11 protein-coding genes are annotated in these 12,179 nt (G+C 72.4%); 6 read left to right on the top strand and 5 right to left on the bottom strand.

The annotated features are described in order from the left end of the window. Both ACFPQ9_RS40630 and ACFPQ9_RS40625 read left to right on the top strand, forming a co-directional pair. The gene (locus tag ACFPQ9_RS40630) at positions 1 to 924 is read left to right on the top strand and encodes a MurR/RpiR family transcriptional regulator (RefSeq protein ID WP_380864644.1); all 924 of its coding nucleotides are present in this window, start codon (positions 1 to 3) and stop codon (positions 922 to 924) included. Between the two features lie 354 nt (positions 925 to 1,278). Further along, a complete protein-coding gene (locus tag ACFPQ9_RS40625; RefSeq protein WP_030959331.1) occupies positions 1,279 to 1,653 on the top strand; it encodes a hypothetical protein in 375 nt (124 codons plus the stop codon). Positions 1,654 to 1,698: 45 nt separating this feature from the next. On the opposite strand, the gene ACFPQ9_RS40620 is transcribed toward ACFPQ9_RS40625, so the two are convergent. Together ACFPQ9_RS40620 and ACFPQ9_RS40615 are read right to left on the bottom strand one after the other, a co-directional pair. After that, the gene (locus tag ACFPQ9_RS40620) at positions 1,699 to 2,472 is read right to left on the bottom strand and encodes a cellulose binding domain-containing protein (RefSeq protein WP_380864642.1); all 774 of its coding nucleotides are present in this window, start codon (positions 2,470 to 2,472) and stop codon (positions 1,699 to 1,701) included. 109 nt (positions 2,473 to 2,581) lie between these two features. After that, positions 2,582 to 3,415 (bottom strand): ATP-grasp domain-containing protein, encoded by an 834-nt coding sequence (locus tag ACFPQ9_RS40615; RefSeq protein WP_380864641.1) that lies wholly within the window; start codon positions 3,413 to 3,415, stop codon positions 2,582 to 2,584. Between the two features lie 177 nt (positions 3,416 to 3,592). Here ACFPQ9_RS40615 and ACFPQ9_RS40610 point away from each other — a divergent pair, with 177 nt between their 5' ends. The 3 genes from ACFPQ9_RS40610 (at position 3,593) to ACFPQ9_RS40600 (ending at position 8,483) form a co-directional block, all read left to right on the top strand. Beyond that, complete coding sequence (locus ACFPQ9_RS40610; RefSeq protein ID WP_380864983.1) at positions 3,593 to 4,267, top strand: TetR family transcriptional regulator; 675 nt, start codon at positions 3,593 to 3,595, stop codon at positions 4,265 to 4,267. 166 nt (positions 4,268 to 4,433) lie between these two features. Then, positions 4,434 to 4,847: a Zn-ribbon domain-containing OB-fold protein gene (locus ACFPQ9_RS40605; RefSeq protein ID WP_380864639.1), complete on the top strand. Its 414-nt coding sequence runs from the start codon at positions 4,434 to 4,436 to the stop codon at positions 4,845 to 4,847. A gap of 867 nt (positions 4,848 to 5,714) precedes the next feature. Further along, entirely contained in the window at positions 5,715 to 8,483 is a 2,769-nt protein-coding gene (locus ACFPQ9_RS40600) for a hypothetical protein (RefSeq protein WP_380864638.1), read from the top strand. A gap of 31 nt (positions 8,484 to 8,514) precedes the next feature. Here the strand turns inward: ACFPQ9_RS40600 and ACFPQ9_RS40595 are convergent, their stop codons facing one another. Together ACFPQ9_RS40595 and ACFPQ9_RS40590 are read right to left on the bottom strand one after the other, a co-directional pair. Next, the gene (locus ACFPQ9_RS40595; protein WP_380864636.1) at positions 8,515 to 8,901 is read right to left on the bottom strand and encodes a PPOX class F420-dependent oxidoreductase; all 387 of its coding nucleotides are present in this window, start codon (positions 8,899 to 8,901) and stop codon (positions 8,515 to 8,517) included. Between the two features lie 57 nt (positions 8,902 to 8,958). Then, positions 8,959 to 10,137 carry a MalY/PatB family protein gene (locus ACFPQ9_RS40590; RefSeq protein ID WP_380864634.1) on the bottom strand — a complete coding sequence of 393 codons (1,179 nt, stop codon included), beginning with the start codon at positions 10,135 to 10,137 and terminating at the stop codon, positions 8,959 to 8,961. 260 nt (positions 10,138 to 10,397) lie between these two features. On the opposite strand from ACFPQ9_RS40590, the gene ACFPQ9_RS40585 reads away from it, so the two are divergent. Next, positions 10,398 to 11,756, top strand: coding sequence for a S1 family peptidase (locus ACFPQ9_RS40585; RefSeq protein WP_380864632.1), 1,359 nt, complete (start codon positions 10,398 to 10,400; stop codon positions 11,754 to 11,756). A gap of 153 nt (positions 11,757 to 11,909) precedes the next feature. Here ACFPQ9_RS40585 and ACFPQ9_RS40580 read toward each other — a convergent pair whose 3' ends face one another. Beyond that, positions 11,910 to 12,095 carry a hypothetical protein gene (locus ACFPQ9_RS40580; protein ID WP_380864631.1) on the bottom strand — a complete coding sequence of 62 codons (186 nt, stop codon included), beginning with the start codon at positions 12,093 to 12,095 and terminating at the stop codon, positions 11,910 to 11,912. Positions 12,096 to 12,179: the final 84 nt, after the last annotated feature.

Raw genomic sequence — 12,179 nt, 5'->3', positions numbered from 1 at the left:
GTGCCATCGCCCCAGCAGGCACGCGCACAGGCATCCGCCATCACCTCTGGAAAGTCGGTCCCGGAGGCCGGGGTGTCCCCGACTTCCCAGCTCAGGGCGCTCTTCGACCAGCCTCGGCTCTCCCCCGGGCAGCGACGGATCGCCCAGTACCTGATCGAGCACATCACGGAGGCGGCGTTCCTTTCGATCACCGACCTCGCCGAGCGGGTCGGGGTCAGCCAGCCGTCGGTGACCCGCTTCGCCGCCGCCGTCGGCTTCAGCGGTTACCCCGCGCTACGGGAGAAGCTGCAGTCGATCGCCCTGGGCGCCCTGTCCGGCGGCCCGGTGCCGGCCGAGGAGAACGGCGCCAACGAACTCCAGTCGGCCGTGGACGCCGAGATCGACAACCTGGAGAACCTGCGCCGTGACTTCGCCGACCCCGACCAGGTCATCGAGATCGGCCGCAAGCTGTCGCAGTCGACCCCGCTGACCATCCTCGGGCTGCGCATCTCCGCCTCGCTGGCCGAGTACTTCGCGTACGCCGCACGCCGTATCCACCCCGACGTCCGGCTGGTGACACGGGGCGGCAGTGTCGCCTACGACGCGCTGCTCCAGTCACGCGAGGCGGGCGGCACCTGGGTGCTGGCGTTCTCCATGCCGCGGCACGCGCAGGAGACGCTCACCGCGGTGCGGGTCGCGCGCAGCGCCGGACTGCGGGTCGCCCTGGTGACCGACCTGGCGCTGGGCCCGGTGGCCGACACGGCCGACGTCGTCTTCGCCACCGGCACCGGATCGCGGCTGGTCTTCGACTCCTACGCCGCGCCCGGCGTGATGGCCGCCGCGCTGCTCCAGGCCATGACCGACGCGGACCCGGAGCGGACGCAGGCGCGGCTGGAGGACTACGAGCACATCTCCGACCAGCACCAGTTCTTCTTGCGGGACTGAATCCATGCCAAAGGGATGCACAGCGGCCCTATTCACATCAAATCACGCATGAATGTTTTCATACGTCTTGCAAACCGGACGGCATATATAAATACTTCACACCGCACCACCCGCCCGCCGAAAGCAGTCGGTCCGCTCATGCGCACGTCACCCCATCCGTCGTGCGACTGCCGTCTGCCTTCCGGGCTCCACCGCGAACAGCCGCGGCCGCCGTCTCCTACCCGCGTCGGCGCTCAGGCTGTTCGGTCGGGCATCGCCTGCGCGAGCGCCCGTGGCGGCGGCCCCGGTCATCCCCTAGGCCGGGGCCGCCCCGACCCCGTCGGACACCCCCGACGACGCCGCACACCGGAAGCGATGACCATGCCCCTGACGACCACGCGCATCACCCCGGACTGGCCGTGCCAGGTCAAGACCCCCGGCTCCTACGACTGGGAACGCTCCGCCGCGAAGTGGCTGCGCGAACTGGTGCCGGCCCGCTACGCGAGCTATCCGGCGCTGATCCGCCACCCCGTCCTGCTCGCCCGGCACGCGCAGATCCAGGTCCAGAACGAGATCCGGGTCGCGCGCACCGCGCTCCAGACCGCGCGCGCCGACCTGCCCGCGCTCGGCATGCCCGAGTCGGTCATCGAGCACACGATCAAGATGTACGCGGCGGAGGTCATGCAGTTGCAGCACATCGCCCGCAGCGTGCGCGCGGTGTCCCAGGCGCTGGTCGACCGCGGGCGCTGAGCCGGCGCCCTCGGCGCCACGGGCATCCCGGCAGGCGGCGGGCGGTCAGGACGCGCCCGCCGTCGCCGCGCAGGTGACCGTCGCCGACGGCTCCCCGACCTGGTCCGACGTGGCGGCGAGGAACCCGAAGGTGACGCTGGCGCCGGGTTCCAGGGTGCCGTTCCATGAGGCGTTGGAGACCGTCGCCCTGCCGTCCCCGGTCGTGGCGAGGGTGCCGTCCCAGACCTGAGTGAGCCGGGCGCCGGTGGGCGGCACGACCGTCGCGATCCAGCCGGAGGCCGCAGACGCGGGCGCGTTGGTCACCGTCACCTCGCCCTGGAAGCCGCCCTGCCAGCTGTTGACGGTCCGGAAGGACGCCTTGCAGTCGGGGTCGCCCTGCCCGCCCGAGCCGGGTGCGGCGGATCCGCCGGACGCGGAAGGCCCGGGCTCGGCCGATGCGGACGCGCTCCCGGACGGATCCGGCTCACGGGCCTGCGAGCCGTCGTCACGCCCGGCGAGCAGGAGCGCGCCGCCGAACCCGACGACGGCGGCCGCCGTCACGGCGACGGCGACGGCGGTACGGCGGAATCCGGGGCCCGACCCGGCCGACCCGGAAGGGGCATCACGGCGCCGCGCCCTTCCCGTCTTCTCGGCGACGGCGGGCAGTTCCTGTGTCGCCTCCTCGGTGCCCGGCAGGACCACGGTCTCGTAGCCGGCGTTGCTCTCCTCCCACTCGCGGAACAGCTCCGCGAGGGCGTCCGTGCGGCGTGGGCGCAGGACGTGGATCGGTTCCAGGACCGGGCCTTCGTCCGGCTCCGCGGGGTCGGGCCGTGTGGACACACCGCTCTCCTTCCGTCCCCGTCGGCACGGGGCTCGCCAATCCCCGAGGAGTGATACGAGGCTCGCCTCCCGCCGGTTCAGCCCCCGCGCGGCGAGCGCGTGGCCGCGGTCAGGCGGGCACGGCGAGGAAGCGGTGCAGGGACGTCTTCATCGCGGCGACGAAGGCATCACGGCCGGCGTCGTCCAGGGCGTCGAGCGACAGGTACGGGTTGAGGTCCTCCAGCTCGACCAGCAGGAGTTCCCCGCCCGGCGCGCGGCAGGCGTCCACGCGCTGGATGCCATGGCCGAGGCCGTTCCACTGGATGAAGCGCCGGGCGAACGCCAGGTCGCCGTCGGTCGGTTCGTACGGCTCCAGCTGCCAGCGCCTGTCGGTGTGCGGCGCGTACAGGGCGTACTGGAAGTCGTGGTCGACGAAGTAGAAGGAGACCTCGTAGGCGAAGTCGACGCACGGCTGGACGAGGACGTCTCCGTCGGCCGAGGCGTGCACCTCCTTCGCCGGCACGATCCGCAGCCCCATCGAGTCGGCGCCGAGCTTGGGCTTGACGACATAGCGGTCGGCCTCGGGCAGCCGGTGCAGGTCCTCGGCACCGTCGACGGTCGCGATGACCGGGTATCCGGCGGCGGTCAGATCGAGCAGGTACTGCTTGCCGGCCATGTCCGCCCTGCCGGAGAGCGGGTTGTAGACCCGGATCCCGTCGGCGGCCGCGCGCCGGCGGAAGTCGTCGTACGCCTCCTGGTAGGTCAGGACCGGGCCGCTGTTGCGGACGACGACCGCGTCGAAGGCCCCCATGAGCGCCGCCGCGTCCCGGGGGTGGCACAGGGCGAGGTCGAAGTCGTCGCGCAGACGTGAGGTGAGGAAGATGTCCTCGTCGCAGTAGCGCCGCCCGCGGGCCGGGTAGGCCAGGTCGGTGACATACAGGATGCGGGGTCTGGCGGGCGGCATACGGGCTCCTCGGCTGCGGCGGCAGGCGATCGTAGGCAGACGGAGGTCCGCCGGACAAACATCGGATCGGCCGGAGACCGAGAGCACTCAGTTCCCTCGTATCGCTGCACTGAGTGCCATTGATGCAGCTCCGGGTGCTACGTTCCGTCCATGAGCTCCAGCAGCACGAAGCCCCCGATGCGGGACGCCCTGGTCGCGGCGGCCTTCCGGCTGTTCCTGGAGCGGGGCTACGAGCAGACGACCGTCGACGACATCGTCGCGCTGGCCGGTGTCGGACGGCGGTCGTTCTTCCGCTACTTCCCGTCCAAGGAGGACGTGGTCTTCCCGGACCACGAGCGCTGCCTCGCCGACATGACGGCCTTCCTCGCCGCGAGCGGCGCGGAGCACGAGCCGGTGCGCCGGGTGTGTGACGCGGCGCGGCTGGTGCTGCGCATGTACGCGGAGAATCCGACCTTCTCGGTGCAGCGCTATCGGCTCACCAAGAAGGTGCCCGGGTTGCGCGCGTACGAGCTGTCGGTCGTCTGGCGCTACGAGCGGGCCCTGGCCGAGTATCTGCGCGAGCGTTTCGCCGGCCGGCGGGACGGCACGCTGCAGGCCGATGTGATCGCCGCCGCCGTGGTCGCGGCGCACAACAACGCCCTGCGGTCCTGGCTGCGCTCGGACGGCCAGGACGACGCGAGCGCCGGTGTGGACCAGGCCCTCGGGTACGTCCAGGCCACCTTCGGTGTCGCCCCTCCCCCGCCCCCGTTGCGCGCCGAGGGGCCCGAGGACGTGGTCGTCGTCGTGTCCCGGCGCGGTGCCCCGCTGTGGCGGGTGGTCCAGGAGATCGAGGCGACGCTGGACCGCGGCTGATCGGGCCGCGTCGAATCTCCACAGATTCAGGGAACGGAGTGCCTTTACGTGTGGCACTGAGTGCCATACGCTGACGGCGTGCACGGTGGCACGGTGAACCGGGCACGTGCGTGCACGGGCGACCCGCGCACGTGGGATTCCGGGCGAGCGCAGGGAGTTGACCAGCGTGTACCACCACTCAGGAAGCGTTGCCAGTCAGACCGTCGGCTTCGCGGCGGGTGTCCTCGACCGCGCGGCCCCCGACACGGAGGCCATCGTCTTCCAGCGCTGTACGTGGTGCGGCACCGCCATGTACCACCGCCTGCTGTGCCCGGTCTGCCAGGGCAGCGAGCTGCGGACGGAACGCAGCGAGGGTGTGGGGACCGTCCGTCACTCCACGGTGGTGCACCGCAATTCCCCTGCCGCGCGCAATGTGTCGCTCATCGAGATGGCCGAGGGATTCGTCGTACGCGGCCGGGTCATGGGCCCGCCCATCGGCATCCACAGCGGCGACCGGGTCCGGCTGTCGACGGCGAAGGATCCCGTCCGGGGCGAGCCGGTGTTCCAGCTGGTCGACGAGCCCTACCGCGCCTGGACCTGATCCGGCCGTTCCCCGTGATCCCTGCCAGCCTCTGAGTCCGGCCGCAGCCCTGGCACCAACTCCCTCACGGCTACGGGCAGTCCGGTCTCGAAGCACCGGTTCGCCGTCGGATGCGCCGCAGCACCCCGCCTCGGCCGACCGCGCGCCGTCGACCGGGCCGAACAGGGCGTCGAGCATCCGTGGGTCTCCCCCGCCGTGCGCCTCGTGGGCGCTCACGAGGGGGATGTCCACCGCTGCCCGCCACAAGGGCCGCAGGGTGAGCCGTGCCCGGCCCGCGTGCTCGGCGGCGGTGTCCCCGCGCACCGCACCGCCGGCGGAGCCGATCCGGCTCGTGGGCGGCTGCCGGCGGCGCTCCCCCACCTCCAGTTCCAGCGGGCCGCCGCTGCCGTTGAACATGACGCGGTAGCCCTCCCACGGGGAGTACGCGGTGAGGCGGTACGTCATCGTCGCGCCACCGGCGTAGCGCACCCGGACGGCCATGTCGTCCTCGATCGTTACGGGTCCGCCGAAGACGTTGCGGTCACGCACGTACCCGTCGTCCGGCTCGGCTTCGAGGTAGAGGGCGCGCAGCGGGTCGGGCCGGGGTCGCACAGGGCGGCGGCGAGGTGGCCGGGGCGTTCGGCGAGGGCCCGGGTGAAGGGCTGGGCGCGGTGGCCGGTGCCGACGACGACGGCGCGGCGTGGGGGAGTTCGGCTCCTTGTCGTGGCCTTTCCCGTCGAACTCCCGGCCAGTCATGTCCGCCGGCCGATTCGGCGGCCCCTGATCCCCTTTCTCCCTCGTCACAGGCAACGCACGGCCAACTCCTTCCGTCCTCCCCGGTTGAGGGACCGGGACCGTCCGTCCCGGAGCGAACGGAAGGAGGGGCACGTGATCCGTGCCCGGCGAATAGGGGTCACCGCCGTGGCGGTGCTCGCGATCGTGGGGGCGTCGCCAGGGTGGGCCCAGGCTCAACCGGCGTCGCAGACAAGACCGTTAGCGGAATCGGCCGACAGCGGGGACGGCCTGCCGCCGGACTGGAGCGTCACCGGTGAGGGACCGGCACGCAAGCTGGTCTGGCGGTCGGACGAACGGGTCCCCATGGGGAACGCCCGCGTCGAGTTCTACGCCGGTGACCGTCTGCTCGGCCATCCGGCGCCGGCGAAGGACGGCCGGACGTTCCGGCTCGGCCTCGACGGGCTCCGGCTGGACTCCGTACAGGACCTGCAAGTACGGGCTGCGGGGCGCCGGTTGGACGCGGCCTCCGGCTCTTCCTCCGGCCCCCGCGCCGGAGCGGCACTCCCGCCCCGGCTGCCGGCGAACCCGGTCGACCCCGGCAAGCCGGGTACGTACCGGACCGTCACGGGCGAGTACGACCTCGACCCGGTACGGCTGCCCGGCTTCGACCAGCCGGTCGAGATGCGGGCCGTGGTGGTGGCGCCCAAGGGTGCCGAGGGCCACCGTCCGCTCGCGCTGTTCCTGCACGGGCGCCACTCGACCTGCTACACACCGCAGGGCGAGACGACCGGCGACTGGCCCTGCGCGACCGGCGCCAAGCCGATTCCGAGCCACCGCGGCTATCTGCGCGACCAGCGTCTTCTGGCCTCCCAGGGCTATGTGACGGTGTCGGTCTCCGCCAACGGCATCAACGGCCAGGACTGGCAGGCCGACGACGGCGGCGCGCAGGCCCGTTCCTCGCTGGTGCGGCAGCATCTGGCCCGCTGGGCCGACTGGTCCGCCCACCCGGGCACGGGACCGGCGGCCGTACGGCAGGCGCCCCGTGCCGATCTGTCCCGGGTGCTGCTCGTGGGACACTCGCGCGGCGGCGAGGGCGTCAACCGGGCGGCGATGGACAGCCTCTACGCGCCGCCCGCCGCCCAGGACGGCTATCACGGCCCGGTGCGCTGGCGCATCCGCGGCACGGTGCTCATCGGCCCGACGATCTTCGGTCAGAACCCGGTCGCGGACGTGCCGTCGATGACGATCCTGCCGGGCTGCGACGGCGACGTGTCCGACCTCCAGGGCGAGGTGTACGTCGACGGCACCCGTCAGGTCAGCCGCGGTGCCGCCCTGCACAGCGCGGTGTACGTGGTCGGCGCCAACCACAACTACTTCAACAGCGAATGGACGCCCGGCCAGGCCCAGGCGCCCGCCGAGGACGACTTCTGGAACGACGAGGAGCAGCGCGACCCGGTCTGCTCCCCCGGCACCAGGACGCGGCTGACCGCCGACCAGCAGCACAAGGCCGGCGCGACCTACATCGCGGCGGCGGCACGGCTGTTCGTCGCGGGCGACGACCGGGTGCGTCCGCTGCTCGACGGCTCGGAGCGGCGCGCGCCCTCGGCCGACCCCGCGCGTGTCCTCACCCACGCGGTGGGCGCGCGGCGCGGCGCCGGCTTCCTGCCGGACGGCAAGGTCACCGTGAGCGGCGCCCGGCTGTGCTCTGCGGTGGATCCCGACACGGCGAAGGCCTGTCTGTCGTCGGAGACGGCAGGTGTCTCACCGCACTTCGCGCGCTGGGAGACCGACCGTGAGCCCGGCCGCCGCGCGGTCGCGCTGCGCTGGACGGCGGCCGGATCGGCCGCGCGGATCAGCCCGGACCGGCCCGTGTCCCTCGCCGGTTCGAAGGCGCTGGCGCTGCGCGTCATCGTCCCGCCGAACACCACCGGTACGCAGCTGGACGTCTCCGTCACCGACACCGCCGGACGGCACCGGACCCTCGGCCGCGTCAAGGTCGACGGGCTGCCCGGGACGGACCGGACCGCGTCGTACTGGGCGCGTGAGGTCCGCGTGCCGCTCGGGGCCGACGACGCCTCCGCGCTCGACCTGCGGCACGTCAAGTCCCTGACGCTGACCCCGCGCACGCGCTCCGGGAAGGCCTGGCTGATGGACGCCTGGGCCTGGCGGCCGGGCACGCCGGCGGTCTCGGCGGCCCCGCTGCCCCGCGTCGACATCGGCCGGATGACGGTCAAGGAAGGCGACTCGGGTGTACGGACCTACCGGGTGCCGGTGAGCGTCTCCGGGCAGGGCAGCGGGCAGGTACGGCTGTTCGTGCCCGACCCGGCCACGGAGGCCGTCACCAGCCGGCTGGTTACAGTCCGGCCCGGCACGAACGTCATCGACGTGCCGGTGAAGGTCGAGGGCAACACCCGTTACGGCTACGACTCGGGCCAGGACGTGTTCGTGAAGGCGGTGCGCACCGCCGTGGTCGGCTCCCACCTGGGCGGTGTGACCGTCCAGAACGACGACCCGATGCCGTCGGTCTCGGTGGCACCGCTCGCCGACCGGGTGACCGAGGGACAGCCGCTGAAGTGGCGGGTCTCGCTGTCGGCGGTCGCCGACGCAGACGTCACCGGTGTGTACGCGCTGCTGTCGGTCACGGACGGCCGGGAACTGTCGACGAAGGACGTCGACCCCCGCTGGCTCGACGAGAACACCGGTCAGTTGCCGGACCCGGAACGGCCGTTGTCCGGGGTGGACGGGCTTTCCCTGTGGGTGAACGTCGAGGCGGGGAAGAAGTCCGCCGACCTCGTGATCCCGACGGTGAAGGACCAGGTGGCGGAACAGGCCGAGTCGATCCGCTTCCGGGCGGACGACGACTCGGGTGAGCCGCAGCCCGGTGCGCCGGTGATCACGGGCACGGTGCTCGACGCCTCGTGACCCTCTCGCGCTGACGCCCTGGCCCGTGAGGTCAGGGCGTCAGCGTGATCCGCACGCCGACGGTGCCGTTCGCACCACGGCGCAGTCGGCTGCCGAAGAGCGTGAGGCGGCCGGTGATCCCGTACTTGCGGGCGATGAGTCCGCGGTAGCGTGCGCTGGTCGCCTCGTCGCAGATCTCGGCGGTCGCGGGGACCTGCTCACCCGTGGGGTTGCCGCGCAGGTCACAGGGGCCGACGAGGACGTCGCCGCGGTTCCGGATGCGCTTGACCTTCCAGGAGTCGGCGACCGTCCACACGCCCAGCGCGTCCCCGTCCCGGACGACCCAGACCGGCGTGGCGACTGAGGTGCCGTTCTTGCGGTAACTGGTGACGAGCAGATACTTGCCCGCGCCGAGCTGCTCCAGCGACGTGTCGTCCATGGCGGGAAGTGTAGGCGCCGGGGTGGGACACGGAACCCCGGCCCCTTCCCGGCCGGCTCAGTCGAGCGCCGCCGCCATCCGCCGTACGCCCTCCTCGATCAGCTCGGGCGAGGTGGCCAGGTTGAGCCGCACGTGCCCGGCGCCGCCGGTACCGAAGGGGATACCGGAGTTGAGGGCGACCCGGCCGCGGCGCAGGAAGACCTCCGCCGGGTCGTCGTCGAGGCCGAGGGCGCGGCAGTCGAGCCAGGCGAGGTAGGTGGCCTCGGCGGGGCGGTGGGTGATGGCCGGGAGGTGCTCGGCCAGCAGGTCGGCGAGCAGGCGCCGGTTCTCGTCGAGGCCGGCCAGCAGGCTGTCGAGCCAGTCGGTGCCGTCGCGCAGGGCCGCGCTGTGGGCGATGATGCCGACGTGGCTGGGCCCGTGGCTGACCTCTTCGGGCAGCCGGGCCAGGTCGGCGGCGGAGTCGGGCCCGGCGATGGCCAGGGCGGCCTTGAGGCCGGCCAGGTTCCAGGCCTTCGACGCCGACATGAGCGACAGCCCGTTCGCGCCGCCGGTGACGCTCAGGTAGGGCACGAAGTCGACCCCGCGCGCGGTGATCGGTGCGTGGATCTCGTCGATGACGACCCGTACGCCGTGGCGGTCGGCGAGGGCGGCGACGGCGGCCAGTTCGTCCGCGGTGTGCACGGTGCCGGTCGGGTTGTGCGGGCTGCACAGCAGGAAGGCCGCGGCACGGCCGCCCTCGGTCACCCGGCGAAAGGTTTCCTCCAGTACGTCGAGGTCGATGCGCAGATCGGAGCCCAGCGGGGCCTCGACGACCTGCCGGTCCATGTGGTCGACGAACTGGTAGAACGGCGGGTAGACGGGCGAGTTCACCACGACCGGATCGCCGGGTCCGGTGACCAGTTTGAGCATCTCGACCACGCCGAGCATCACATCCGGCACGATCGCCGTGCGCTCCACGGCCAGTCCGTCCCAGCCCCACCGCTTCTCCGCGAAACCGGCGAGCGCCTCGGCGTAGCCGGTGCCGGCCGGGTAGCCGGTCTCGCCGAGGGCGAGGGCGTCGGTGATGGCGCGGACGACGGCTTCGGCGGGCAGGACGTCCATCTCGGCCACCCACAGCGGCAGGACGTCGTCGGGGTAGGCGCGCCACTTCATGCTCGTGCGACATCGCAGGCGGTCGAGGGTGAGGGCGCGCAGGGGATTCGGTTCACCGGACGTTTCGTGCGGGATCCTCGTCATGGATCACAAGATAGGCGGGCCGGGCGGCGGCCGGGAACGGGCGCGGCGGGCAGCGGCAGGTGCCGGTGCGCCGGATGCCCGGAAGCGGCCGGTGCCGGTCCGCCGGTTGCCCGGGAAGCGGTCGGCCGGTCCGCCGGCGCGAGAAAGATCACCCGCGCCGTGAACGCGGGCGGGCCGCGCTCCGTATGGAGAGAGGGTGCTCAACTCCGGGAGGGCCCCGTGGCGTTGATGCCGCGCTGTACTTGGTTCGGGAGCCATGCATGAGGCACGCACGACGACGTCTCGTCCGGCGAGTGACACGGCTGGCGGCCGTCGGCGGACTCCTCCTCGGCGGAACGATGGTCACACGCGCCGTGGCGAGCGAGCCCGACGGCACCTCCGTCGCCCCGGGCACCTACGCCGCTTCGCCCGGCGACACCGGCAGTGACCTGGTCTCCCGTCTGGGCACGTCCCGCACGGCGGGCAGTTGGCTCAATGCCGCCGGGAAGCCGGTCGTCGCCGTCACCGACGAGCAGGCGGCCGCCGAGGTCCGCAAGTCCGGCGCCGAGCCGAAGATGGTCGACCACAGCATGGACGAGCTGAAGTCGGCGACGTCGACGCTGCGCTCGGCGCCCCGGGTGGCCGGTACGGCGTGGGTGATGGACTACCGGTCCAACGAGGTCGTCGTGAAGGGGGACAGCACCGTCTCGGCCTCCGACTGGTCGCGGATGACGCAGCTCGCGGACGGCATGGGCGGCTTCGTCCGGATGGAGCGGACCGAGGGCACGTTCACGACCCGGCTCAACGGCGCGTTGCCGCTGCTGTCGACCGCCGGGCGCTGTTCGGCCGGCTTCAACGTCACCGACGGGCGGCGCGACTTCATCCTCACGGCCGGGCACTGCGGGCCCGACGGTTCCGTGTGGTTCGCCGACAACAAGGGCACCCAGCAGATCGGGCAGACCGTCCGGCAGAACTTCCCCGGCGGTGACTTCTCGCTGGTGCAGTACGCGAGCGGCAAGGCGGGCGCCGGTGCCGAGGTGGTGTCCATCGGTGACGGCAAGGGTGTGCGGATCACCGGCGCCGCCGATCCGGCCGTCGGCCAGCGGGTGTTCCGCAGCGGCAGCACCAGCGGGCTGCGCGACGGTGAGGTGACGGCACTCAACGCCACTGTCAACTACCCGGAGGGGACCGTCACCGGGCTCATCGAGACGAACGTGTGCGCCGAACCCGGGGACAGCGGTGGTCCCATGTTCGCCGAGGGGGTCGCCCTGGGGGTGACATCGGGCGGCAGCGGTGACTGCGCCTCGGGCGGTACGACGTTCTTCCAGCCGGTGACGAAGGCGATGGCAGCGCTGAACGTCAAGATGATCGTCGCGGTGCAGAACGGTCAGGGCACCGCACCGGCGCCGTCGGCGACGCAGAGCGCCATCGCGCCCGGTGACGCCTCCCCCGGCTCGTCGGCCCCGATCACCGGCGAGGGCGCCGCGACGCTGCTGGCCCGGCTGGCGGACCCGAAGAACGCGGGCCCCGGGCTGCTGGTCATCGCGGGCAGCCTGGTCGCCCTGGCGGCGACTCGCTTCATCCGCGCGGAACAGGACCGCAAGGAGTACCGGCGGTACTACTCCGCGACCTGGGGGTGAGGGGCCCGGCCGGCGCACGAGGCCGGCCGCGGCGGGGGTGAGAGAGGTCTGTGTGAGAAGGGCACCCCTTGGATCAGGGGGTGCCCCGGGAGGATCAGGGGGTGGCGAGGCGGGTCGAGGAGGGAGTGCTCGGGCCTCTGCCGCGGTGGGCGCTCAGGCCGCCTTCTCCGTCTGCGGGGCCGCCTTCGCCCACTCCAGGACCAGGCGCTGGTATTCCTCGCGCTGCTCGACGCTGAGCGTCCCGCCCGACCGGCGCCACAGCGCCCGGATCTCCTCGTTGACCTCGTCAGCCGATCGATCGGAGGCGATTTCAACAGTGGTGGACATGCCGTGAAGCATACGGGGCGAGACGTGAAGGCGCTGTGAGTAAGCACACTCAATGCGGGCATAACGGACCGTGTTGCTGATCACGTCATGTGCCAA

This window comes from Streptomyces coerulescens (assembly GCF_042657965.1).
Classification (GTDB): domain Bacteria; phylum Actinomycetota; class Actinomycetes; order Streptomycetales; family Streptomycetaceae; genus Streptomyces; species Streptomyces coerulescens.
Note: the sequence above shows the minus strand (reverse complement) of the source record. Positions and strands in the feature narration are given on the sequence as shown.